At 67.5% G+C, this 24,188-nt stretch carries 25 protein-coding genes and 1 tRNA gene; 4 read left to right on the top strand and 22 right to left on the bottom strand.

Going from position 1 to position 24,188, the window contains the following annotated elements; translation table 11 throughout:
- Positions 1 to 129: 129 nt before the first annotated feature.
- A complete protein-coding gene (locus tag V9F06_08785) occupies positions 130 to 1,257 on the bottom strand; it encodes an FAD-binding oxidoreductase (protein MEI2617710.1) in 1,128 nt (375 codons plus the stop codon).
- Positions 1,258 to 1,384: 127 nt separating this feature from the next.
- On the opposite strand from V9F06_08785, the gene V9F06_08780 reads away from it, so the two are divergent.
- A complete protein-coding gene (locus V9F06_08780) occupies positions 1,385 to 1,639 on the top strand; it encodes a hypothetical protein (protein ID MEI2617709.1) in 255 nt (84 codons plus the stop codon).
- Positions 1,640 to 1,843: 204 nt separating this feature from the next.
- Here the strand turns inward: V9F06_08780 and V9F06_08775 are convergent, their stop codons facing one another.
- The 4 genes from V9F06_08775 to V9F06_08760 form a co-directional block, all read right to left on the bottom strand.
- Positions 1,844 to 3,040 (bottom strand): AAA family ATPase, encoded by a 1,197-nt coding sequence (locus V9F06_08775; protein MEI2617708.1) that lies wholly within the window; start codon positions 3,038 to 3,040, stop codon positions 1,844 to 1,846.
- Positions 3,040 to 3,450 carry a hypothetical protein gene (locus V9F06_08770; GenBank protein MEI2617707.1) on the bottom strand — a complete coding sequence of 137 codons (411 nt, stop codon included), beginning with the start codon at positions 3,448 to 3,450 and terminating at the stop codon, positions 3,040 to 3,042. Before V9F06_08770 ends, V9F06_08775 begins: the two co-directional genes overlap by 1 nt.
- Positions 3,451 to 3,587: 137 nt before the next feature.
- Positions 3,588 to 3,875: a hypothetical protein gene (locus V9F06_08765; GenBank protein MEI2617706.1), complete on the bottom strand. Its 288-nt coding sequence runs from the start codon at positions 3,873 to 3,875 to the stop codon at positions 3,588 to 3,590.
- 188 nt (positions 3,876 to 4,063) lie between these two features.
- A complete protein-coding gene (locus V9F06_08760) occupies positions 4,064 to 4,396 on the bottom strand; it encodes a hypothetical protein (protein MEI2617705.1) in 333 nt (110 codons plus the stop codon).
- 452 nt (positions 4,397 to 4,848) lie between these two features.
- On the opposite strand from V9F06_08760, the gene V9F06_08755 reads away from it, so the two are divergent.
- Positions 4,849 to 5,181 (top strand): hypothetical protein, encoded by a 333-nt coding sequence (locus V9F06_08755; GenBank protein ID MEI2617704.1) that lies wholly within the window; start codon positions 4,849 to 4,851, stop codon positions 5,179 to 5,181.
- A gap of 7 nt (positions 5,182 to 5,188) precedes the next feature.
- On the opposite strand, the gene thiL is transcribed toward V9F06_08755, so the two are convergent.
- The 15 genes from thiL to dnaJ form a co-directional block, all read right to left on the bottom strand.
- Entirely contained in the window at positions 5,189 to 6,226 is a 1,038-nt protein-coding gene (gene thiL / locus V9F06_08750) for a thiamine-phosphate kinase (GenBank protein ID MEI2617703.1), read from the bottom strand.
- Between the two features lie 21 nt (positions 6,227 to 6,247).
- A complete protein-coding gene (locus V9F06_08745; GenBank protein ID MEI2617702.1) occupies positions 6,248 to 7,393 on the bottom strand; it encodes a glycosyltransferase family 1 protein in 1,146 nt (381 codons plus the stop codon).
- A 93-nt stretch (positions 7,394 to 7,486) separates the two neighbouring features.
- Entirely contained in the window at positions 7,487 to 8,788 is a 1,302-nt protein-coding gene (locus V9F06_08740) for an FAD-dependent oxidoreductase (GenBank protein ID MEI2617701.1), read from the bottom strand.
- Between the two features lie 23 nt (positions 8,789 to 8,811).
- Positions 8,812 to 9,792, bottom strand: coding sequence for an electron transfer flavoprotein subunit alpha/FixB family protein (locus V9F06_08735; GenBank protein ID MEI2617700.1), 981 nt, complete (start codon positions 9,790 to 9,792; stop codon positions 8,812 to 8,814).
- A gap of 100 nt (positions 9,793 to 9,892) precedes the next feature.
- The gene (locus V9F06_08730; protein MEI2617699.1) at positions 9,893 to 10,645 is read right to left on the bottom strand and encodes an electron transfer flavoprotein subunit beta/FixA family protein; all 753 of its coding nucleotides are present in this window, start codon (positions 10,643 to 10,645) and stop codon (positions 9,893 to 9,895) included.
- Positions 10,646 to 10,707: 62 nt separating this feature from the next.
- The gene (locus tag V9F06_08725; GenBank protein ID MEI2617698.1) at positions 10,708 to 11,484 is read right to left on the bottom strand and encodes an enoyl-CoA hydratase-related protein; all 777 of its coding nucleotides are present in this window, start codon (positions 11,482 to 11,484) and stop codon (positions 10,708 to 10,710) included.
- Positions 11,485 to 11,514: 30 nt separating this feature from the next.
- A complete protein-coding gene (locus tag V9F06_08720; protein ID MEI2617697.1) occupies positions 11,515 to 12,051 on the bottom strand; it encodes a gamma carbonic anhydrase family protein in 537 nt (178 codons plus the stop codon).
- A gap of 100 nt (positions 12,052 to 12,151) precedes the next feature.
- Entirely contained in the window at positions 12,152 to 13,342 is a 1,191-nt protein-coding gene (locus V9F06_08715; protein ID MEI2617696.1) for an acetyl-CoA C-acetyltransferase, read from the bottom strand.
- Positions 13,343 to 13,453: 111 nt separating this feature from the next.
- Positions 13,454 to 14,671 (bottom strand): acyl-CoA dehydrogenase family protein, encoded by a 1,218-nt coding sequence (locus V9F06_08710; protein ID MEI2617695.1) that lies wholly within the window; start codon positions 14,669 to 14,671, stop codon positions 13,454 to 13,456.
- A gap of 162 nt (positions 14,672 to 14,833) precedes the next feature.
- Positions 14,834 to 15,373, bottom strand: coding sequence for a biotin--[acetyl-CoA-carboxylase] ligase (locus tag V9F06_08705; protein ID MEI2617694.1), 540 nt, complete (start codon positions 15,371 to 15,373; stop codon positions 14,834 to 14,836).
- Positions 15,370 to 16,689, bottom strand: a complete 1,320-nt coding sequence (locus V9F06_08700; protein MEI2617693.1) for a hemolysin family protein — start codon at positions 16,687 to 16,689, stop codon at positions 15,370 to 15,372. Before V9F06_08700 ends, V9F06_08705 begins: the two co-directional genes overlap by 4 nt.
- Positions 16,690 to 16,721: 32 nt before the next feature.
- Complete coding sequence (locus V9F06_08695) at positions 16,722 to 17,660, bottom strand: ribose-phosphate pyrophosphokinase (GenBank protein ID MEI2617692.1); 939 nt, start codon at positions 17,658 to 17,660, stop codon at positions 16,722 to 16,724.
- Positions 17,661 to 17,675: 15 nt separating this feature from the next.
- Complete coding sequence (gene glmU, locus V9F06_08690; GenBank protein ID MEI2617691.1) at positions 17,676 to 19,118, bottom strand: bifunctional UDP-N-acetylglucosamine diphosphorylase/glucosamine-1-phosphate N-acetyltransferase GlmU; 1,443 nt, start codon at positions 19,116 to 19,118, stop codon at positions 17,676 to 17,678.
- A gap of 58 nt (positions 19,119 to 19,176) precedes the next feature.
- Positions 19,177 to 19,247 (bottom strand) — tRNA-Gln (locus tag V9F06_08685).
- Positions 19,248 to 19,305: 58 nt separating this feature from the next.
- On the bottom strand, positions 19,306 to 20,445 hold the full coding sequence (dnaJ, locus tag V9F06_08680; GenBank protein ID MEI2617690.1) for a molecular chaperone DnaJ: 1,140 nt from the start codon (positions 20,443 to 20,445) through the stop codon (positions 19,306 to 19,308).
- A gap of 202 nt (positions 20,446 to 20,647) precedes the next feature.
- On the opposite strand from dnaJ, the gene V9F06_08675 reads away from it, so the two are divergent.
- Complete coding sequence (locus V9F06_08675) at positions 20,648 to 21,133, top strand: phosphoribosyltransferase family protein (GenBank protein ID MEI2617689.1); 486 nt, start codon at positions 20,648 to 20,650, stop codon at positions 21,131 to 21,133.
- Between the two features lie 28 nt (positions 21,134 to 21,161).
- Here the strand turns inward: V9F06_08675 and V9F06_08670 are convergent, their stop codons facing one another.
- Together V9F06_08670 and V9F06_08665 are read right to left on the bottom strand one after the other, a co-directional pair.
- Positions 21,162 to 21,857 (bottom strand): HAD family phosphatase, encoded by a 696-nt coding sequence (locus V9F06_08670; protein ID MEI2617688.1) that lies wholly within the window; start codon positions 21,855 to 21,857, stop codon positions 21,162 to 21,164.
- On the bottom strand, positions 21,854 to 22,846 hold the full coding sequence (locus V9F06_08665) for an ADP-ribosylglycohydrolase family protein (GenBank protein ID MEI2617687.1): 993 nt from the start codon (positions 22,844 to 22,846) through the stop codon (positions 21,854 to 21,856). Before V9F06_08665 ends, V9F06_08670 begins: the two co-directional genes overlap by 4 nt.
- Positions 22,847 to 22,989: 143 nt before the next feature.
- On the opposite strand from V9F06_08665, the gene V9F06_08660 reads away from it, so the two are divergent.
- Entirely contained in the window at positions 22,990 to 24,177 is a 1,188-nt protein-coding gene (locus V9F06_08660) for an aminotransferase class I/II-fold pyridoxal phosphate-dependent enzyme (protein MEI2617686.1), read from the top strand.
- Positions 24,178 to 24,188 lie beyond the last annotated feature (11 nt).

The following is a 24,188-nucleotide window of genomic DNA, read 5'->3' as shown; positions in this document are numbered from 1 at the left end:
GGGGCGCGAACCGTTCGTGCTCGTCTCCCCTCACAGGGGAGGCGTCCACAGCAGCACCCAAACCCGCCCGGGTGATGACACCCCCTCTCCCCACGGGAGAGGGGGCAGGGGGGTGAGGTCCCCTCCTCGCTATCGCGCCGGCCGGTACGGCGTCAGCTCCGGCACTTCCAGGCCGAGGAGGTCGTCGCGGACGAGGTTGGAGACGATGGCCGAGAGGGTGATGCCGCTGTGCATGACGAGGTGGTAGAGGCCGGCCACGCCCGCGTCGAAGCCGATGATCGGGTGCCCGTCGCGCGGCATGGCGCGGACGCCGAGGCGCATCCCGTCGGGCCGCACTCCGGCGATGCCGGGCAGGATCTTCGCTGCGTTGGCGATCGCCTGTAGCGGGAACGGGTCGCCGGCCGGCAGGGGCTGCTCCGTCTCGACCAGCGCGTCGTAGTCGTCGCGGTGCAGCAGCAGGCGCCAGCCACCGTCGTGGTGGACGAACGTCTCCGGCGCATGCACGACGCTGCGGAGCGACACTGGCGCAGGTTCGGTGACGACGAGCAGGCCGGGCTGCCGATCGACGGGGAGATCGACCCCCGCCAGCGCGGCGATCCGGGCGGCGTCGGGGCCGGCCGCGTTGATCACTGCGTCGGCAGCCAGGCGCTCCCCGCTGGCCAGCACAACCCCCTCGACTGCGCCGGACTGGACCACGAGCCCGACGACCTCGTCACGGACGATCTGCGCTCCGTAGCGACGGACTGCCGCGCTGAGCGCGCCGTGGCAAAGGCCGACGCCATTCAGCCAGCCCTCATGCGGGGCGACGTAGACCTCCTCGACGCGGTCCGGGTCAATGAACAGGTCCGGCTCCAGCTCGCGCATCACCTGCTCGGGGCTGAGCGTCTCCACCCTGTACCCCCACTGATGCAGGTTGCGCACGCGCTCGCGCAGTGGCTCGGCGTGGTCGCGGTCGTCGTGGTGCGCCCAGGTGATGCCGCCGCCGATGTGGACCCAGTCGCCGCCCAGCTCGCGGGCCAGGTCCTGGTGCTCGCCGATCGAGCGCAGGTTGAGCCGGTGGTAATCGCGCGGGGTCTTGCCGAACGAGTTCAGCCAGGCGAACGTGCTGCCGGACGTGCCGGCCCCCGGGTAGCGTCGCTCGATGACGGTCACCGCCGCGCCGGCCTGCGCCAGCCGGTACGCCGTCACCGACCCGACCGCCCCTGCGCCGATGACCACTACTGCCGCGCCCTTGAGATACGAGGAACCGACTGTCATGCCTCACCACCCTCCCTGTCGTTGTCGGTAATGGTACTCGGGACGCTCGTCCCGCGATTCCCAATTCCCAACCCCTTAGGGGTCAGGAATTTGGGAATTTGGGAATCGTCCTGCGGGCGCTGCCGAGTTGAGCATTGACAGGGGCGGCGTTTTCGCGGATGCTCGGGCGCACACGTTGCACCTGTCAGCGAAGGGCCGGCCGGCGATGGGCGATCTGTACTGGGGCGACAACCTCGACATCCTGCGCGGCTACGTCGCCAGCGACTCGGTCGACCTGATCTATCTTCGGGTATTGTCATCCCGAGCCTCAGCGAAGCATCTCCCCCCATGCTGGATGCCAGTCGAACGCAGGAGAGATCCTTCGGCTGCGGCCTCAGGATGACAAGCCAGCCGGGTGGCTGCCGACCCCGCCCTTTGTCATGCTGAGCCTCAGCGAAGCATCTCCCTACCCGCTCGATGCCAGCCCGAACGCAGGAGAGATCCTTCGCGTGCGCGCTCAGGATGACAAGCCATATGGGGTGGCTGCCGGTCTGCCGCGACGGTCATTCCCAAATTCCCAAATTCCTGACCCCTAAGGGGTTGGGAATTAGGAATCGATCCAGAACTCGCCATCATCGACAGGCGGCCCCGCAGCAGAGGCGCAGCGCGTGTGATAGCCGCGTTCCCGGTCCTCCGGCAGCGGCAGCAGCTTGCCACAGACGCTGCAGAACGCCTGATCGGGGATCTCCTTCGGGTTCTCAATTCCCAAATTCCTGACCCCTAAGGGATTGGGAATTTGGGAATTGTCTTCACACAGCAGCCACCGCCCACTGTCCGACCGCGCTCGCTTTTGCTGCCGGAGTGTCGTGAGGTAGTTCCGCACCGTCTTCGACGATAGCTCCAGCCCCGTCGCCAGCTCGTCCGGCGTGATGCCGGCCGGGTGCTGGCCCAGCTCGCGCGCCACACGCTCCAGGGCCGGCAGGTGGTCGGTGATGCCAGACAGGCGGTCGTCGCCGATGGCCATGCGCTCGATGCTGACGACGCCGGCGCCGAACTCCATGCCGATCCCCACTGGCGCGGCCTTCGGGCCGAAGTTGTGCTTCGTCTGGCGCAGCCACAGCCCGCCGGCGTCCGCCTGGATCAGCTGGAGCGCCGAGCGCGAGAGGTTGCGCTTGAACACTGAGCCAAACTGTGTTGATTGGCCGAAGTTGCCGCCGGCCTGCAGCTTGGGCACGTGGTCGATCGCCAGGACCGTCCCCCAGCGCCGCAGCAGGGTGAACAGCGAGACGGTGTCGTGCGAGCGCTCCAGGTCGGCCCCGGCGGTCGCCGCCATCAGCGAGTCGATCACCATCAGCCCCGCGCCGGTGATCGCCAGCGCCTGCTCCACGCGGTCGATCTGCGCGTCGTCGATCAGCGACCCTTCCACCCGCAGGTAGTGCAGGCCGGCCGGCGGGCGCTCCAGCCCGATCCCCCGAGCCACCCGGTAGGCGCGCCGGCCGAACTCGGCCACGTCCAGCTCGGCGTCGACGTAGAGCACCGGCGACTGGCCGACCTCCAGCCCCAGCCAGGGCTGGCCCAGCGCCACGTGGCTGGCCAGGTGGACCGCCAGCAGGCTCTTGCCGGAGCCACCGTCGGCGTAGAGGCTCGTCGTCGCGTCGGCCGGCACCAGGTCGGCCACGCGATAGCGTCGCGCCTCCGGCTCGTTGTAGCGGCTCAGCTCGACGATGCCCAGGTCTGCGAATCGTCTCGCGCGGTCCGTGTCCCACGCGCTGTGCGTATGGTCGTGCAGCGCAGACAGGCTCATCAACGTCCTCCTTTCGCCCCGTGAAATCGGGGATTCTTCGGCTTCTTCGGCAGCGGCGGCGCGACCTCGAGCTGCTCCTCCGGCCCCCAGCGCAGCTCCACTGGCGCGGCCTTCTCGCGGGCGATGGCGGTGTGTGCGGCGCTGATGTGCGTCGACAGCGTCCGGATCAGCGACTCGAGCCACGGCCGGCGCCGGTCCTCCAGCGTCCGCCGCAGCTCGGCCCGCCGCAGACCTTCCTCCAGATCCTCCAGCGCCAGCTCGTCCAGCCAGCGGTCGTCCAGCGTCACCCTGCCGTCCTCCAGCACCGTCACCAATGGCTGCGGGCAGATCCTGTTGAGCAGCAGCGCCCAGAGCCTCTCCATCTCCGGATCCTCGTCTCGCGGCTGCCAGTGTCCCCAACGAAGCGCCATCGCAATCTCCTTAGCGTAGGGACGAGGGATGGGAATGACTCCCCCCTCTCCCAAGGTTGGGAGAGGGGATGGGCGCCCAGCAAGGACAGGCCCGGTCCTGCCCCTACGAACCCATCCCCCCGTCCCTCCGTCGCTCCTTACTCGACGGTGTACGGCTCGAGCGCGTCCACGATGCGGCCGATCTCCTCGTCCAGGTCAGCGCAGACGCCCAGCGCACGCGCCCCAGACCGCGTGTCGATCAGCTGGTCCCTGGCCGAACACAGGGCGAGCCGAATCATGGCTGGGTCGGCCCATCCGTCGTCGCCCACCTCCAGGTAGCGGATCGCGTAGCCCACGTTGCCACCCTCGGGGTTCAACCCCAGATTCTTGTGGAGATTGACGATCCGCCAGTGCACGATCGGGTCGATCTCAAACGTCCGTTCCATGGGTCCGCCTTTCCGTATCGCGCCGTCTGCGCAGCCGGGGGAAACACTCCCCCTACTATTCGAACGAGTTCTGGACGAAAAAATGGGACATTTTGCTTCGGGGGACGAGGATGAGGGGTTCGTAGGGACAGGACCGGGCCTGTCCTTGCTGGGCGCCCTCTGGACACTGGCGAGGGCCGGCCACCCACTTACCGCATCGCCATCAATGCAAACGGATCCTCGTCGTCGCGGGTGGACCACGCCTCGTCCAGCTCATCCAGCGCTCGGCTGATCTCCCGATCCAGCTCCCATCGGTCCTCCCCCTCACGCCGCCGCGCCTCGTACTGGACCATCCGCGCGATGCTGGTGGCGATCGAGGTGATGTTCTGCACCAACTGCCGGTCGCAGGCGTCGCCAGCGCTCTCCATCAGGCGATAGAAGACGAGCCGCAGCGCCCCCAGCTCGTTGCTCAACCCCAGATCGCTCCCCAGCGCGATGATCTCTTCAGTGATCGCCGGGTCGATCTCAAACGTCCGTTCCATGGGTCCGCCTTTCCGTATCGCGCCGTCCGCGCAGCCGGGGGAAACACTCCCCCTACTATTCGAACGAGTTCTGGACGAAAAAATGGGACATTTTGCTTCGGGGGGACGAGGGACGGGGGACGAGGGACGGGGGATGGGGGACGGAGGCGCCGAAAGCTGCGTAGGGACAGGCCTGGGCCTGTCCTTGCCGGGGCGCCCTCTGGGCCATGGGCGCCACCCTCGCGGCGCTGAGACGGGGGGCGAGATGATCCGCGTAGGGACAGGCCTGGGCCTGTCCTTGCTGGGCGCCCTCTGGGCCGTGGCGACACCCCCGCGTGGATGGCGAACCTCGTGTTCGCCCCCGTCCCCCGTCCCCCGTCCCCCGTCCCCCGCCATGGCACCCCGCGTGCATCGTCATCGGCAGGGCGACACTGCGCTCGCAGGGTTCGGAAAGGACAGGGATCGTTATGGGCATGGCCTGGTATCCGACGACGCACGAGGATTACGCGATGCTGAAGGGCTATGGCGTCTACACGAGCGACCACAAGAAGGTGGGACACCTCAGGCAGGTCTATCACCGGAATACCGACATGCCGGATGCCCGTGGCCACCAGATCTTCCTGGTCGATCCGGGGCTGGCGCGCGAGCTCTTCACCCACGACCACGATGTCTACATACCCGAGCGGATGATCCACTCGGTCGACACCCAGCTGGAGAAGATCTTCCTGAACGTGCCGGAGGAGATGGTCGGCCAGCAGGACTGGGAGCGGCCGGCCGATATCGACGCCTACGTCACCAGCCGCTGACCCGGCGCTACAGCAGCGCGGGCCGCTTCGCGAAGTGGTCGAACGCCCCTGGCTCGATGACGGCGCGGTGCAGGTCGGTGAAGCGCATCGAGATGGATTGGTCTTTCCCGGCCGGCTCGGTCACCTCGCCGATGACGTGCGGCGGCCGCAGCCCGAAGCGGCGGAACAGGTCGGCCGCGCGGGCGAACGTCTCCGGCGGCGCAGTGAAGAGCAGCTCGAAATCCTCCCCGCCCCGTAGCGCAAGGTCGAACCAGTCGGGGAACCCCCAGCGCAGGCTGTTGGGGATCGGCAGGTCGTCCTGCTGCAACATCGCTGAGACGGCGCTCGCCTCGCAGATCTTCGGCAGATCGCCCATCAGCCCGTCCGACAGGTCCATCGCGCAGCGCACGCCGGCCCGCGCCAGCAACAGGCCGGCCAGCACCTTCGGGCGTGGCTCCAGGTGCGCAGCCAGCATCGCCGGAGCGCCATCGGCGGCGCGGTCGTTGTCCTCCAGCAGCCGCACCCCGCCGGCAGCCAGCCCGAGCGCTCCGGTGACGCCGATCATGTCGCCGGCCTGCGCCGTGTCTCGACGCAAAGCCTGCCCCGGGCGCAACTCGCCGATGGCCGTCACCGAGATCGACTGCGCGTGTGGCGAGCGGACGATGTCCCCGCCGGCGATCCGGACGTGCAGCTTGTTGGCCAGCGCCAGCATCCCCCTGTACATGTCGAAGACCCAGCGGTCCGTCTCGTCCCCTCGCAGCGCGAGCGCGACCAGCGCCACCCGTGGCCTGGCCCCCATCGCCGCCAGATCGCTCACGTTCACCGCCAGCGCCCGATGCCCGATCTGCCCCGCCGTCGCCCAATCGGCACGGTAGTGGACGCCCTCGACCAGCACGTCGGTCGTCAGCGCCACTGTCCGGCCAGGGCGCGGCTGCCAGATGGCGGTGTCGTCGCCAGCCTCCAGCAGCACCCCGGACGACTTCACGCGCGACGACGCGATCAGGTTGCTGATCGAGCGGATCAGCTCAAACTCCCCGACCTGGGACACCGGCCGGCCACCGGTCATGCTGCCTCCTCCATCGAACGCTTACCCATTATCCGTCGTCCCCGCCGCGGCGCGATAGACGGCGGCAGTCTCGGCGGCCGTTCGTCGCCACGAAAACTCGCTGGCCCGGCGCAACCCGCGGGCAGCCAGCTCCTCGCGCAGCTCTGGCTCGCGGGCCAGCTGGAGCAGCGCCTGCGCCAGAGCCGGCACATCGCGTGGGCCGACGATCAGCCCGGCATTGCCGACCACCTCGCGCAGGGCCGGCGTCTCCGACGTCACCACCGGCGTGCCGCACGCCATCGCCTCCAGCAACGGCAGCCCGAACCCCTCGTACAGCGACGGGTAGACGAACGCGTCCGCGGCGTTGTGCCAGAGCGGCAGATCCTCCGGCGGCACGAACCCGACGAACCGCACAGCGTCGGCAATGCCCAGCTCGCGCGCGAGATCGAAGATCGGCTCATGATGCCAGCCGGCCGCGCCAGCAACGACCAGCTGCCAGCCCGTCTCCCCCGCCGTGCGCGCCCATGCGCGTAACAATGTCTCCAGATTCTTGCGCGGCTGAAGCGTGCCGAGGAACAACAGCGTCGGCCCCGTCAGCCCCTGCCGCGCGCGGAATGCCGCGACCTCGTCTGCGCCGAGCGGCCGCATCTCGTCGCCCACCCCGTTTGGCACCGTCACAACCCGCTCCGGGTCGGCGTCATAGAGCCGGATGATGTCCTGCCGGGTCGCCTCGGAGACGGCGATCACCCGCGCGGCGCGCTGCACCGAGAGCCGGGTCATCGTCCTCAGGTACCGCTGCTTCCGGCCGGGGTACTGCTCGGGGAACAGGTGGAACGCCAGGTCGTGGACGGTGACAACGCGCGGCACGCCGGTGATCAGCGGCGCGACGTTCACCGGAGCGTGGATCACATCCAGCCGCCAGCGCCGGCCGATCGTCAGGCCAACGGTCTGCTCCCAGGCGATCCGCTGGACTGGCTGGCCCGTTCGCAGCCGCGAGTGGCGCCAGTCGATCCCGTCGGGGAATTCGCGCTCCTCGGGTGGCTGGTCCGGGCCGGTGAAGACGACGAGGTCGAGCGTCGGATCGACGGCCGGCAGCTCGCGCACAAGCGCCTCAGCGTAGCGGCTGACGCCGGCCTGCCGGTAGGTGGGCTCGAACGACAGAAGGTGTCCGATGAATCCGACGCGCATGGCCCCGTCTGGTGGTCAGTCGAGCGAGTCCGGTGTGCCACAAGCGAGGCAGCACGACCGCCAAGGGTAGCACGGATCGACACGGAGGACAGATCAGGTCAGCGCCTTCCGCGCCGCCAGCACGTCCCGCAGCGTCCGTTTGCGGGGCATCGCGCCCATCACCAGCTTCAGCATCGCCTTCTGCTTGTCGCTCTTCGGCACGCCATCCACCCGCAGGTAGGTCTGCAACGTCCTGGAGATTGTCTCCGGCACGTCGCGCAGCAGGTAGGGCCGCTCGTGGGCGAACGCCGTCACATTCCTGACCTTGTGCAGATCCTTCATGATGAACGAGTCGTCCAGCAGCTCGCGATACCAGGAGAGCGTCGCCGCTGAGAAGTCGCCGCGCTCCTTCGCCCGGACGACTGTCTCGCCGGCCAGCTTGCCGGAGATCATCGCGAAGTTCGACCCCTCGCGGTTCATCGCATTCACCATCATCGCCGCATCGCCGCAGACCAGCGCCCCGTCGATGTAGAGCGTCGGCAGCGAATGCCACCCTCCCTCGGGGATCAGGTGAGCCGAATACTCGACCATCTCGCCCCCCGCGATCAGTGGCGCAATCGACGGATGCTCCTTGAACCTGTTCAGCATGTCGCTGACGTTCAGCCCGCTCTCCATCAGGTCCGAGAGCAACGCCCCGGTTCCGATCGAGAGGGTGTCCTTGTTCGTGTAGATGAAGCCGTAGCCGAGCATGTAGGCCGTTGATGCGCCGAAGATCTCCATCGCGACGCCGTGGCCGTTGGCGACGTTGAACCGATCGTCGATCGTCTTCTCGTCCAGCCGGATCAGCTCCTTGGCAACCAGCGCCTGCTCGTGCGGCTGCCACTCCTTGTGCATGCCGGCCTTTTGCGCCAGCAGCGAGTTCGCTCCGTCTGCGATAATGACGACGTCGGCCTCCAGCTCGCCTCCCTCGCCGGCGGTCTGGACGCCGACAACACGCCCCTCGCGCCAGAGCAGATCGGTGACGACCATCTCCGGGATGAGGAACACCCCCTCGGCCTCGGCCTGCTCGGCAAACCAGCGATCCCAGTCCGCCCGCATCACCGAGAAGGAGTTGTACGGCGCTCCGGCGAACGCCTGGGTCCGGTAGGTCAGGCCGATATGGGAGTCGTCAGTCAGCAGGAGGTAGCGCTGCTCGATGATCGGACGCTCCAACGGCGCTTGCTCCCAGAACTCCGGCACGATCTCGGCAGTCGGCTGGGAATACAGGATGCCGCCCATGACATTCTTCGCGCCCGCGAAGGAGCCGCGCTCCAGCAGGACGACCTCCAGACCGGCCCGCGCCATCGTCAGCGCGGCCGACACGCCGGCCGGCCCGGCCCCAACGACGATCGCGTCGAATCGCTCCTCGTCCACCATCTCTCCCGTCTTCGCCCGGCGCGCTACTTGCCTCGCGCGGCCCGTATCTCCCGCGTCAGCGCGGGGACGATCTCGTGCAGGTCGCCGACGACCCCGATCTCAGCCAGCTTGAACAGCGGCGCGTCCCGGTCCCGGTTGATGGCGACGATCGTCTCCGAGCCCTGCATCCCGACGGTGTGCTGCACCGCCCCGCTGACCCCGACGCCGATATACAGCCTCGGGCGGACGACCTTGCCAGTCTGGCCGATCTGCTCGTGGTGCGGGCGCCAACCCAGGTCGGTGACCGCCCGCGTCGCGCCGACTGCGCCATCCAGCGCCGCCGCCAGCTCGTCGATCATCCCGAACGCCTCGGCCGATCCGACGCCACGCCCGCCAACGACGACCGTCTCGGCGCTATCGAGGCTCGAGTCTCCGGCCGGCGGCGTCGTCACGTCCAGCAGCCTGACGCGCAGACTCGCCGGATCCAGGTCCGCGGCCAGTGGCTCGACGCTCGCAGTCTGCGCCGCTGCCCCGGCGATCGGGTTCGCCCCCGCGCGAAGCACCGCAAACGTGGCGTTGCCCGGCCCGACTGTGACATCGACCAGCATCTTGCCCTGATAGACCGGCCGCGTGCCGACCAGACTATCGCCATCCCAGCGCAGCGCTGCGCAGTCCGACAGGCAGTCGCCGCCCGCCCTCGCCGCGAGATACGGCCCGAGGTCGCGGCCGGACGTCGTGCCGGCCAGCAGCGTCAGTCGCGGCCCGTCCTGCGCGATCGCCGCGTCGATCGCCCTGGCATACGCCTCGGTCGTGTACCGCTCGAGCAGCGGGTCGTCCACGGTCAGCACGCGGTCGACACCACGGCCGGCGACATCCGCCGCCACGCTGCCAACACCACTGCCGATCACCAGCGCGGTCACGCCGCCATCGCCGGCCAGCGCTCGCGCCGGCCCGATCAGCTCCAGCGACGCCTCCCGAACCACCCCCGCGCTCGTCTCAACGACGATCAGCACCCCATTCGCCATATCCCACCCCCACTCTCTATCTCTGTCTCACCAACCAGCAGGATCGACCATGACGCAGGCCAGCATTACAGCCCCCTCATCCCCATCCCTCGTCCCCTCGTCAAACCAACTTCTTCTCGCGCAGAATCGCGACAACCTGCTTCGCCGCGCTCTCGGCGTCCGTCTCGATGATCGTGCCTTCGACGACTCGCGCCTCGGCGTAGAGCCGGCCCCACGAGACGTGAGCGTCAGAGACGGCGTAGTCGGAGACCTGCTTCTCCTCGACCGGCTTCTTGCGCGCCGCCATGATCCCCTTCAGCGATGGAGAGCGTGGCTCGTTCAGCCCGGTGAGCGCGCAGACGACCGCCGGCAGCGTTGTCTCGACGATGTGGCGGCCGTCCTCCACCTCGCGCCCGAGTGTCAGCGTGCCATCACCCGCTTCGAGCTGGACGACGTTCGACACCAGCGGGAGATCGAGCAGGCCGGCGATCAGCGGGCCGACAGTGCCGCTTCCCCCGTCGCTCGTCTCCTGCCCGACGATGATCAGGTCGTAGCCGCCATCGCGCGCCTCTGTGCTGACGATCGCCGCGACATCACCGGCGGTCAGATCCGCGTCGTCCGTGATCACCAGCACCCCACGGTCGGCGCCCATCCCCAACCCGCGAGCGATGGCGTCCCTCGCCGTGGCCGCGCCGACGGTCATCACGACGACCTCGGTTGCCTTGCCGGCTTCCTTCAGCCGGATAGCCTCCTCAATGGCATATTGGTCGTACTCGTTGACGACACGCGGTGTTGAGGCTGCGAAAGCGCCCGAGGCGTCGAATCGGATAGCGTTCGGGTCCGGCGCTTGCTTGACCGGGACAAGGATTTTCACGGTGGCTCTTCCCCTTACCTGTGCGCGTGTGCGGAAGGAGCGTCAGCTCGCCCTCGCGCGTCTCAATCCCGCTCGCCGGTGAACTCGGCCGGCCGTTTCTCGATGAATGCTGCCATCCCCTCGCGCTGGTCGGCGGCGCCGAATAGCAGCGCGAACGTCTCGGCCTCGCGTGTCAGGCCGTTGTCGAGCGCGCCATCAAAGGCCAGCGCGATCATCCGCTTGCTGGCTGCGACGGCGGTCGGGCTGTTTGCGACGATCGTCGCCGCCATCTCGCGCGCCTTGTCCATCAGCGCGCCGGGTGCGTAGACGGCGTTGACCAGCCCCAGCATCAGCGCCTCCGGGGCTTTCAGCCGGCGTCCGGTGAAGATCAGCTCGCTGGCGATCCCCGGCCCGGCAAGACGCGTCAACCTCTGAGTGGCGCCCCAGCCGGGCAGGATGCCCAGGCCGACCTCGGGCTGACCCAGCGTCGCCGTCTCGCTTGCCAGCCGGATGTCGCAGGCCAGCGCGATCTCGCAGCCGCCGCCGAGCGCGTGCCCGTTGATCGCGGCAATCCACGGCTGTGGCGCGGCGTTGATCGCCCTGCCGATCCCGTGGCCGAGCGCGCCGAACGCCAGCCCCTGCTGTGGCGTCTTCTCCGCCATCTCCTTGATATCCGCGCCGGCAGCGAACGCTCGCCCCTCGCCAGTCAGGATCGCGCAGCGGATCGACTGGTCCGCCGCAACCTCGGCGACCGCGTCGCGCAGCGCCAGAAGCTGCTCCGTGTTGAAGGCGTTGAGCGCCTCCGGCCGGCTCATGGTGACCACCGCGACAGCGCCGTCGCGTTCGATTCGGACTGCCATGTCTCCTCCAGGTGTTCCCGGCCCCGCCGGCTAGCTGCTCCCCGTGTCGTCCTGCGCGGCCTTGTATTCCCTTGCCAGAGCGACATAATGTTGTGAGCCTTCGACGATCCTCTCGCGGTCTGCCTCCGAGAGTGTGCGCCGTGGCCGGGCCGGCACGCCCATCACAACCGTGCCTGCCTCGATCGTGGCGCCCTCTGGGACCAGCGCCCCTGCCCCGACGACCGCGCCCGGCTCGACGACCGACCCGTTCAGCAGGATCGCGCCCATGCCCACCAGCGATCCGTCACCGATCGTTGTGCCGTGCACGATCGCCCGGTGCCCGATCGTGACATCGTCCCCGATGCTGACCGGCGACCCCTCGTCGGCATGGACGATCGACCCGTCCTGCACATTCGAGCGCACCCCGATTCTGATCGGCGCGCTATCCCCACGGATCACAACGCCGTACCAGATACTCGACCCCGCGCCGATCTCGACGTCCCCGGTGATCACCGCGTTATCCGCGACGAACACATCCTCCGCAACCCTCGGCGTCTGGTCGCGATATGCCCGTAATGGGTTGAGCATGCGGGACCTCACCCCCTGTCCCCCTCTCCCGCCGGGAGAGGGGGTATCGTGTGTCGGACGAGAGCGATGTGGGTTGCAGGCCGAGGTAAACCCCCGCCCCTCATCCCTCGACGTGGATAATCATCGCGTCGCCCTGGGCCAGCCCGGAGCAGATCGCCGCCAGCCCATAGCCGCCGCCGCGCCGCTTCAGCTCGTTGGCCATCGTCAGAATCAGTCGCGCGCCGGATGCGCCGACCGGATGGCCGAGGGCGATCGCGCCCCCGTTCGGGTTGACCTGGTCGGAGTTCGCGTCGATGCCCAACCGCGCTGAGGCGATCAGCGTAACGCTCGCGAACGCCTCGTTGATCTCAACGACGTCCATCTCCTCGATCGTCATGCCGACCTTGGCCAGCGCGTCCCTCGCCGCCATCTCGGGGACGTAGGCGAGGTACGGCACGTCCCAGGCGGAGACGCCGGTCGCGACGATCGTCGCCAGTGGCTTCAGCCCACGAGCCGCGGCCTCCTCCTCGCTGGTCACCACCAGCGCTGCCGCCCCGTCGTTGACGCCCGGCGCATTGCCCGCCGTTACCGACCCCTTCGGGTCGAAGGCCGGCCGCAGCTTCGCCAGCGCCTCAGCCGACGTGTCCGCGCGCGGCGCTTCATCGCGCTCGACGCGGGTGACGTTGCCCTTGCGGTCCTTCAGCTCGACTGCGACGATCTCCTCGGCCATCTTGCCGGACTCGATCGCGGCGACAGCGCGCTGATGGCTGCGGAGCGCGAACGCATCCTGCTGCTCGCGGCTGCACTCGTTCTCGGCTGCAACGTTCGAGCCGTGGACGCCCATGTGGACCCCGGCCACCGCGCAGGTCAGCCCGTCGTGGATCAGCAGGTCCTCCAGCGCGCCGTCGCCCATCCGGTAGCCTGTGCGCGCCTGCCGCAGGGCGTAGGGCGCGTTCGACATGCTCTCCATCCCGCCGGCCAGGACGATCTTGTTCTCCCCCGCGCGGATCAGCAGATCGGCCAGCGCCACGGCGCGCATGCCGCTTCCGCAAACCTTGTTGATCGTGTCGGCGGTCACCTGGCGATCGAGGCCGATCTTGAAGCCGACCTGGCGGGCCGGGTTCATCCCGACGCCGGCCTGCAGCACCTCGCCCATGATGATGTGCTCGATATCCGCCCCGGTCACCCCGGCGCGTTCGATCGCGGCCGAGCCGGCCAGCGCGCCCAGCTCAACGGCGGTCATACCCGAAAGCGCGCCGCCGAGGCGGCCAAACGGCGTCCGCGCGCCGCCCAGAATGACGCTGCGTCCCATCGAAAGCCGATCCCTTCCGCCCGGGTGTGCCGGGCCTGAACGCGGGGACAGCCAGCCGGGTTGGCTGGCCGTCCGTGTCTGTCGTGTCGTTCGATCCGGCCGGCCGGTCCGTTACGCCTTGACGAGCTCCTGCGATTCCTCGAACGCCTGGGCCGGCGGCTGCGGGCAGCGCAGCGGCTTGTCCACCCGGTATCCGAGCGCGTAGGAGGCCTGCATCAGCTGGTGGATCTCGCGCGTGCCCTCGTAGATCACCGCGCCGCGGGCGTTGCGGTAGTAGCGCTCAACGGGGTACTCGTTGGAATACCCGTAGGCGCCGTGGATCTGGATCGCCTCCTCGGCGGCCTTCAGCGCCTCATCGCAGGCGTACCACTTGGCTAGCGACGTCTCGCGCGTGTTGCGAATGCCGCGGTTCTTCAGCTCGGCCGCCTGCATGACGAGCAGTCGTGACGCTTCCAGCCCGGCGACCATGTAGGCGATCTTCTGCTGGATCAGCTGGAACTGGCCGATCTCCTGCCCGAATGCTTCGCGCTCGTGGCAGTACTTCAGGCTGGCGTCGAGGCTGGCCTGGATGAGGCCAACACCGCCCGCGCCGACCGTAAAGCGGCCCTGGTCGATGCACGACATCGCGATCTTGAAGCCCTCGCCCTCCTCGCCGATGCGATTCTCGACCGGGACGCGGACGTTGTTGAAGGCGAGCCAGCCGGTATTGCCGGCCCGAACGCCCATCTTGCCCTTGATCGATCCGGTCGTGAAGCCTTCCATGCCGCGCTCAAGGAAGAGGGCCACGAGGCCATGGTGCTTCTTCGATCGGTCGAGGCTGGCGAAGACGAGGAAGTGGTCGGCGGCGTCGGCCAGCGAGATCCACATCTTCTCGCCGTTCAGAATGTAGGAGTCGCCATCGAGGACGGCGGTCGTGGCGATGTTGCCGGCGTCCGAGCCTGCCCCCGGCTCAGTGAGGCCGAAAGTTGCGTACTTCGTGCCTTCCGCCTGCGGACGGAGCCAGCGCTGCTTCTGCTCCTCGCTCGCCCACTGGTGCATTGCCAGGCTGTTGAGGCCGACGTGGACGCTCATGATCACGCGCAGGAACGTGTCGACCCGCTCAAGCTCTTCGCAGGCCAGCGCCAGCGAAACATAGTCGAACCCGCCACCCCCGTACCGCTCCGGGATGGGCAGCCCGAGGATTCCCAGCTCGCCCATCTTCCGCAGGATTTCCGGGTGGAACTCGCCCTTGGCTTCCCACTCCTGGATGTGCGGCGCGACCTCGCTCTCGGCGAACTCACGCACCATGTCGCGAACCTGGATCTGCTCGTCGGTCAGCTTGAAGTCCATCTGCTCTCTGCCTCTTCTCCCCTGTCGCCCGGCTGGCGGGATCATCCCAGTTGTTGTGAGCCCGTCGCAGCCGCGCGGCCCGTCAGTTAGCGCAATTGTACTCGCGTCGCGACGCCGGGCGGAGAACACGTAATGTCCGCTCGCCTGGTTCCCCACCACCCCTCAGCGCGCGTCGCTGGTCGCCTCCTCCAGGGCGCTGAGCAAGCCGTCCAGCAGCTCATCGTGGCCTGGGCATCCGCCGGTCTCGATCAGCAGGCTCGTCGCCGTCTCCAACGGAAGCTGATCGCGGCTCATCCGGGTGTTGAGCCCGATGCCGATCAGCACGTGCTCGACCCGTTCGCCGACGATCTTCGACGCGCAGAGGACGCCGCACAGCTTCCGGCCGTCAACGACGATGTCGTTCGGTGGCTTCACCTCGCATGCCAGCCCGAGTGTCGCCCGCAGGTAGCCGCAGATCGCCTCGCTGACCCGCGCTGGCATATCGGCCAGTGAGGCCGGCCCGATGGTCGGGCGGCTGATGATGGTGAACATCAGGCAGGAACCGGCCGGGGCGAGCCAGATCCGGTCGCGTGTGCCACGACCAGCCGTCTGGAAATCCGCGACGACCACCGTGCCGGCCGGCGCGCCTGCTTCGGCCAGCTCGCGGGCGCGATCCATCGTCGACGCCAGCTCCGCGTGTCGCTCGATCCGGGTCCACGTCATGCCTGATCGGCAGGGGGTGTCGTCGCGCCGTCGTCGGTAGCGCCGGTCTCGGTCGCCTCGCTCAGCCGCTCGACGCGCACCTTGCGAACGCGCCGGTGCTCGACGTTCAGCACCGTCAGCCGGATACTGTCGGTCTCAACAGTCTCCCCGCGCACCGGGATCCGGCCGAGCTGGCGCTGGATAAAGCCGCCGACTGTGCCAGTTTCTGGCCCGTCCCAGTCGAGCTCCATCTCGTCGCACAGGTCGTCGATCGTCAGCCGGCCATCGACGATCAGCTCGTCGTCGCTGATGATCTCGAACGGGGGCGTCTCGCGGTCGTACTCGTCCTGGATCTCGCCGACGATCTCCTCGAGGATATCCTCGATCGAGACAACGCCGGCTGTCCCGCCGTATTCGTCGACAACGACGGCAAGGTGAATCTTCTGCTGCTGGAGCTCGTGGAGCAGGTCGTCCACCCGCTTCGACTCCGGCACGAAGTAGGCCGGCCGCATGAGCGCTTCGACGGTGATCCCATCGTGCGGTTCGTTCACATATGCCAGCAGATCCTTGGCGTAGATCACGCCGAGAATCTCGTCCATGTTGTGCCCATGGACCGGAATGCGTGAGTGGCCAGCGCCAATCGCAACATCGACTGCCTCGGAGAGTAGCATCTCTCGCCCAGCCGCGACGATGTCGATTCGTGGCACCATGATCTGCCGGGCCGTCACCTCCTCAAGGTGGAGGATGCCGGAGATCATGTCCTGCTCATCCTCTTCGATCGGGTACGGCTCGGATCGCTCCCAGTCGGAGGGATGCTGCGCGCTGGGGGTTTCCGTGGCCTCATCGGCCGGCGGCTCTGCCTCATAGCGGCGTCGACGATTGCCGCCAAAGAGCGTCACGATCCACTCGGCCGGCCGGACGATCGGCGCGAACAGCAGGGCGAGCACCCGCCCGACCTTGTGCGGCAGGTCGTTCTCGCTGCTCGCCTCCTCATTCGCCAGTATCCGCGGAATCAGCCGGCCAACGACGAGCAGAATCCCCAACGAGGTCAGCAGCCCCCACAGCAGCCCGCGGTCGCCCAACAGGTCGGCAAACACCCAGGTGAACAGAGCAACTGCGATGGCAGCGGCCAGCACCTCGATCAGCAAGACGGCCGATCGCAGCCGCTGCGTCCGCTCGATGGCGATCGCGTCCTCGCGGGATAGTCGGTTGTCAAACAGGCGACGGACATCGACGCGACTGACTGCGACGAGGCTGATCTCAGCCCAGGTGGCAACCGCCGAAAGCAGCAATGCAACGACGGCAACCGCCAGCTCTGTCCATTGGTTGGTACTCAAACAGCCCTCTCCAGGCTAGGACGTCCGCGCGTTCAGCCGAACAGCGCGCTGATCGACAGATCCTTATGGATCCGCATGATGGCTTCGGCGAGCAGGGGCGCGACAGTAAGCGTCTCGACCTTGTCGGAGCCGGGTCCGGTCGGAGTCGGCAGCGAGTCGGTCACGATGACCTTCTCGATCGGCGACTGGTGAATGATGTTGAGCGCGTCTCCGGCGAAGACCGGATGGACTGCCGCGGCATAGACCGCAGCCGCGCCGCGCTGCATCAGCATCTCGGCGGCCTGGACGAGCGTGCTGCCGGTCGAGATCATGTCGTCCACCAGCACGGCCGTCTTGCCGTCAACGTCGCCGACCATCTCGATCACCTCGGTGTCGTCCGGCGCGGGGCGGTTCTTGGCGATGATCGCCAGCCCGCCGCCGGCCCGCAGTCGGAACTCCTGTGCCCGGACGACGCCGCCAGAATCCGGACTGACCGCAACCAGCCCGTTGGTGTCCATGCGTCGAAATGGCGAGGCCAGGATCGGCGTCGCCCGCAGGTGGTCAACCGGAATGTCGAAAAAGCCCTCGATGGCCGGGGCGTGCAGATCCAGCGTGAGGATGCGGTTGACGCCGGCCGTCACCAGCAGGTTCGCCACCAGCTTGGCGCTGATCGGCTCGCGGCCGCTCGTCTTCTTCTCCTGCCGCGCGTAGGCGAAGTACGGGATGACGGCAGTCACTCGCGACGCCGATGCGCGGCGGATGGCGTCGATCATGATCAGCAGCTCGACAAGGTGATGGTTCACCGGGTTCGAGAGCGACTGGATGACAAAGACATCGGACCCGCGGACGTTCTCCTCCAGCTTGACCCGAGTCTCGCCGTTGCGCCAGCTGTCGACGGTGGCGCGCCCGAGCGACGACTCGAGCTCGCCCATGATCCGCTCGGCCAGCAATCGATTTCCATTCCCAGCGAAGACCTGCAGCCGTCCGTCCATGCTCTCCTTCTGCTTCTATTCCGAGGGCTTGTCAGCGGCGGCGCCCCGCCTCGTCCGGCGGATCGGTCGGGCTGGCACGCCGACGACGAGCTGCCCCGGCTGGACTGGCTTCGTCACGACCGAGCCTGCCCCGGTTCGGCTGCCGTCACCGAGCTCGACCGGCGCAACCAGCATCGTGTCGCTTCCAACGAAGACATCGTCGCCGATCGTCGTCTGGTGCTTGTTCTGACCGTCGAAGTTGCAGGTGATCGTTCCGGCGCCGACGTTGACGCGCTCGCCGATCTCGGCATCCCCGAGGTAGCTGACGTGTCCGATCTGGGTGCCGCTGCCGACTCGCGCGTTCTTCATCTCGACATAATTCCCGACATGGACATGGGCTGCCAACCGCACGCCCGGCCGGAGGTGAGAGTAGGGGCCGATATCCGTCCCGTTTCCGATCTCCGACTGCTCGATCCACGACGCCCTGATGGTCACGTCGTCTCCCAGCACCGCATCCTCGATGACCGTCTGCGGCCCCAGCCGGCAGCCAGCGCCGATCGTGGTTCGGCCGCGCAGCGTCGTCCCCGGCTCGATCCGCGTGTCCTGCCCGATCGTGACGTCGGCATCGATCCATGTGCTGGCCGGGTCGACGATCGTGACGCCCGCCAGCATGTGACGCCGGAGGATGCGCTCGCGAATGACCCGCTCGGCGCGCGCCAGCTCGGTCCGGTCGTTGATCCCCCAGGCCACCTCTGGTTCGGCCCGCACCAGCAGGACCTGGTCTCGCGGCCATTCCGTCAGAGCGGCCAGCGCCACCAGCTCGGTCAGGTAGTACTCCCCCTTGGGGCTACGAGTCAGCCGGCCGACATGCTCGCGCAGCCATCCAGCGCGGATGAGGCACATGCCGCTGTTGACTGGAACCGGTCCGTCGTATTCCCGATCATCCTCGTGGGCCTCGACGATCGCGACGATGCGGTTGCCGGTGGTTCGGTAGCGTCCATACGGCCCGGGTTCGTCGAGGACGACGGCGACGGTCGACAGGATCGGTTCCGCGGCGCGGGTCTGGTCGATAAGCTGCTGGAGCGTCACTGGATCGACGATCGGATGATCGCCGAAGATCACCATGACCCACGCGATGTCATCGCGCAGGACGGGTAGCGCGGCCCTCGCGGCATCGCCGGTGCCGAGCGGATCGGCTTGCCAGGCGATATCGGCGCGATCGGTGTACGGCTCGCGAAGCGACGCGGAGGTTGGCCCGATCGTCAGCACGATCTGGCCGGGCTGGATCGCTTCCGCGGCGCGGACCACATGCTCGATCATCGGAAGTCCGGCAATGGGGTGGAGCACCTTCGGCAGCGCCGACCGCATGCGTGTGCCACGGCCCGCCGTCAGGATGACGACAGCGACGTCCGCATTCCCGCCTTCATCTGGCCGGCTATCCGGAGGTTCCGTGGAGGATGTACTGCCGTCTGAGTCCAAGGGCCCCGATCATCACTGAGGGTTGCCGCCGGCCGCGCTACCACTGCCACAGTGGTAGTTCGCGGGCCAGGATTCGAACCTGGAATAAAGGCTCCAAAGGCCCTTGTGATACCGTTTCACCACCCGCGACCGACTATGCACTAGTGTAGCAAATGGCTGCTGGCCGTCTGATTCCGGATCTCGGCGGCTACCCGAGCGCTTCCTTCAAGCGCGAGAAGAAGCCCTTTTCCTTCGGCATCTCGATCTCACGCCCCAACGAGGCGTCGAGCTGCTCGAACAGATGGCGCTGTTCCAGGGTCAGGTCGCGTGGGATGACGACGTGGACGGCGACGATCTGGTCGCCACGATCCCCGCCGCGGATGTCCGGCACGCCTTTGCCGCGCAGCTTGAATTGCTGATCCGGCTGGGTGCCGGCCGGCAGAACGAACTCCAGCGGGCCGTCCACCGACGGAATCTCGATCTCGTCGCCCAGCGTCGCCTGCGCGACAGTGACCGGGAGATCGAACAGGATCTGCTTGCCGCTTCGTCCCAGTTGCGGATGCGGCTTGACCTTCAGCGTGACGAAGAGGTTGCCGGGCACCCCATCGCGAATCTGCTCGCCCTGGCCGCTGAGACGCAGCGTCGATTGCTCGTCGACGCCCGGCGGGACGTTCACCACGATCTTGCGCTTCTTCGACTGCCGGCCACGCCCGCGACAGGTCGGGCAGGGGTCGGAGACGATGACTCCCTCGCCCCCGCAGCGATCGCAGGCCGTTGCCGTCATGAACTGGCCGAGGATCGTGTTCTGAACTCGCCGGACCTCACCGCTGCCGTTGCAGACAGGGCACGTCTGCGGCGTCGCGCCGTCGCGCATGCGGGTGCCATGGCAGTCGTCGCACGGCTCGTATCGAGTGACCTCGATCTCTTTCTCGACCCCGAAGACCGCCTCCTCGAAGGTGAGCGTGATCGTTGCCTTGATGTCTCCGCCGCGCGGGACCTGCCGCTGCCGCCGGCCGCTGGAACCACCGCCGCTGAAGAAGGTCTCGAACAAGTCTCCGAATGGCGAGCCGCCGAACCCGAATGGGTCGCCCGTCGCGCCAGCGCCAGCGCCGGTGAACGCAGCGTGACCAAAGCGATCGTACGAGGCTCGGCGTTCGGGATCGCTAAGAACCTCGTTGGCCTCGTTGATCTCCTTGAACCGCTCTTCGGCGTCATCCTCTTTGTTGATATCGGGGTGGTACTTGCGCGCCAACCGTCGGTAGGCCCGCTTGATCTCTTCGGCTGACGCGGTGCGGGAGACCTCCAACACCTCGTAGTAGTCGCGCTTTTGCTCCATCGCGTCGTTCACCCGTAGCTGTTCTGTTGTGGCAATCTTGTCTATCGGCGAGGTCAGACCCCAGCCTCGCGGCTTGCGCCACGCCGACACGAAATCATAGCATCGACGGCCACCTGCTGGCGGCGGCAGCGCGCGGCGTAGCGCCCTGAGTGGTCGAGCGGGTAGCATTCAGGGAAATGTCCGACATCTGATGAATCCAGGAGTGTGGGAGTATATGGCAGAGGTCAAGCAGGTGCGGGTCGAGCCGCTGAAGCGGATCCTCGGCTGGGACGACGTCCAGCGGAATGTCGAGGCGATCGTTGACCGCCTGAGAGATGACTACGATACGATGCTCGTGATCACACGGGGCGGAATGATCCCCGCCTGTCTGATCAGCGAGCAGCTGGGCATTCGCAACATCATCGTGGCCGCTGTCCAGTTCTACACCGGCATCGGCGTCACGCTCGATTCGCCGGTCTTCCTTCAATTCCCGGCCGATGAGCTGTTGCGCGGCAAGTCGGTCCTTGTTATCGATGATGTCTGGGATAGCGGGCGCACCGCCGTCGCTGTTCGCGACCGCGTCTTCGCCGCTGGTGGCCGGCCCGAGGTGGCTGTGCTCCACTTCAAGCCGCGATCCTCGCGCTACCCCGGCGACGCTCCTGACCACTATGCCGAGCTCACCGACGACTGGATCGTCTACCCGTGGGACGACGAGCGGTAGCCATTCGGGCGCTCCGCACTCGCTGGCTCTACGGCTGCCCGGGACGCGCCGACGCGGCTAGCCGATACGGAGCAGGTGGCTCGAGCATCGACAGCACCTGCCCGAGGCTGCCGAGAATCTCGTCGGCGTCCTCTACTCCGTTGGGTGAGCCGGCCTCGGGAATCGCGAAGCAGAGCATGCCGGCCTCCCGCGCGGAACGGACACCATTCGGCGCGTCTTCCAGCGCAAGGCAACGTTCGGGTGGAACCCCGAGCATCGAGGCAGCCCTCAGATAGATGTCCGGGTGCGGTTTCCCTCGATCGACCTGGTCGCCGGTAACCTCAACATCGAACACGCCGGACAATCCGGCGCTGGCGAGCGCCAGGTCGACGTATCGTCGGTGCCCCGAGGTTGCCAACGCCAGCGGGACGCCTTGCTCCCGAAGCGCCTCGAGCAGCGCGGAAGCGCCGCGCCGCGCGTCGATCTGGCCGCGCGCCGCCTCCAGAAACAGCTCATCACGCTCGCGCATCGCGACATCGGCCGGGACCGGGAGGCGGAGCAGGTCGACGAAGATCTGCGCTGCGTCCACCGCGCGGAGGCCGAGCATGCGTTCAAGCACGTCATCGCGTAGCGACGTTCCGAATTGCTGCGCGTAGGCATCCCACGCCCATGCCTGAAGCGGCTCGGAGTCGACCAGCAGCCCGTCGAGGTCGAAGACGACTGCCGAGATCTCCCGGATGCTCATGCCTGTTGGTGCATGGGAAGAAAGATCCCCCCACGACGCTGGGCGGTCCGGTACAGGGCCGGAGCGGCCATCATCAAGTAGGTTCTGCCATCGAGCCCTTCGACCAGCGATCCCGGGATGCCGTGCCCGCCCAGCCAGGCGCCGGCCAGCGCGCCGGTCATTGCGCCGATCGCCGCCGCGCCGGGGCCGGCGTTTGCCGCCGCCAACGTTGCCGCCTCAAACGAGCCGCTCAGCCGGCTGAACAGGTAGAGCGCCGTCGCGACGGCGTCGGAGAGCGATCCATCGCGATTCAGAGTGTGGACACCCTGTTCGATTTCAGCGGGATCGTTGCCCGATAGCCGATTGGCGGCACGCAGCCGGCTGGCGATGTCATCCTCGTCAATGAATGCCAGAACCTCGGCGATGAGCCGCTCTGGCGTCGTCTCGCGACGAACGATGACCTGTACCGCCCAGGCCATCGCCAGCGCGCCGCTGGTCGCCAGAGGATCGGCGTGCGTGATGAGCGTCGCGCGCGTCACTTCGCGGACGAAGAGCTCGACATTGAGGTGGCCAAGCGAGTGGACGAGGGCGACCGGGCTGATACGCGCGGCCGGCCCCGGGCTGGTTTGCCCGGCATCGCTCAACCCGGCCTGAAACTCTCCGGACTCCAAGGCCAGCTCCAGCGCCGCGCGGGTAACTGGGTCGACGAGGTGACCGTGCTCGCTACGCAGCACCTGTGCGAACCGGTAGCCGGCTGTGGTCGGGTCGACGAATCCGCCGCTGCCGATCGCGCTCTCCGCCAGGCAGAGGGCCAGCTCCGTATGCGCGCTGAACTGGCCGGCCTCGACGATTGTCGCCCCGGCAGCGTCACGCACTGGCTGGTAGCCCGTCACTGGTCGTCTGGCGAGCGGTGATTCGCCGACCAGCCCGAGAGCATCGCCAATGGCCATGCCAACCAGGGTCCCGATAATCCGGTCGTTCATTGCCGGCGCTTTCGCCTCGTCTGCCATTGCTCGCTGTGCCTCCTCGTCGCTGTGTCCGTCGGAGACTGTAGGCAGCCTGGCGAGATCGTGTCAAGCAGGTCCCACGTCCCTGACCGCCGATATGGCACCATCCCATCAACATGGCTCACGTATCACGATGGGAGGATCAGATGGCAGATCTCAGCGACAGGCAGGGATTTTCGACGCGGGCAATCCACGCTGGCGAGCACCACGACTCCGCAACCGGGGCGCACAACACGCCGATCTATCAGACCGCGACGTACGTGTTCGATTCGCTGGACCAGAAGGCCGAGATCATGGCCGGCGAGCGCGAGGGGTACGTCTACACCCGTGGCGGTAACCCGACGACGGCCGCCTTCGAGCACAAAATGGCGATTCTCGAAGGGGCCGAGGCGGCTGTCGCGGCGGCCTCCGGCATGGGGGTGATCGCCGGCGCGTTCAATGCCTTTGCGCGGGCCGGCGACCATATCGTCGCCTCGGACGACGTCTATCACTGGGCGGAGATCTTTCTCTCCGAGGAGGCGCCGGCCTTCGGCGTCGAGGTCACACGAGTCGACATCACCGACCTGGATGCTGTCCGCGCCGCGATGCGGCCCAATACCAGGATCCTCTATACCGAATTTCTGGCCAACCCGACGATTCGCATCGCCGATGTGCCGGCGCTCGGGCAGATCGCCCGCGACGGCGGCGCGTTGCTGATCGTCGATAACACCTTCACTAGCCCGTACCTCTTCCGCCCGCTCGAGCATGGAGCGCACCTCTCGCTGCACTCGGCGACGAAGTACATCAGTGGCCACGGCGACGCGCTGGCTGGTGTTATCGCCGGGACGAAGGAGCTCGTCGAGCCGATCAATCGCCAGGTTCAGGTCCTCGGGTCACCGATCAGCCCGTTCAACTCATGGCTGCTGCTACGTGGCGTCAAGACACTGGAGCTTCGAATGGAGCGTCATTGCCAGAACGCCATGGAGGTTGCTCGGTTCCTGGAGCGCCAGCCCGAAGTCGAGCTGGTCAACTACGCCGGGCTGGAGTCGCATCCCGGACACGAGCTGGCCAAGCGTCTGACCGGTGGCAGATATGGCGGCATGCTCTCGTTCCGCACGCGCGGCGGTATCGAGCAGGGGAACCGGTTCGCCGATAAGCTGCAACTCTGCGCCCACGCCGTCAGCCTTGGCGATGTCTTCACCCTGGTCTGGCCGCACCGCGACGATCTTGTCCGGGTCTCGGTCGGCTGCGAGAACGTGGACGACATCATCGCCGACTTCGAGCAAGCCCTCGAGGCGACGGCATCTCCGGCGGGCGACGATGCTTCCCCGCGGGCGCGTTTGATGCGAAAGTAACGGCAATCTGC

Source organism: Thermomicrobiales bacterium (genome assembly GCA_037045155.1).
In the GTDB taxonomy this organism is placed as follows: Bacteria; Chloroflexota; Chloroflexia; order Thermomicrobiales; family CFX8; genus JAMLIA01.
Note: the sequence above shows the minus strand (reverse complement) of the source record. Positions and strands in the feature narration are given on the sequence as shown.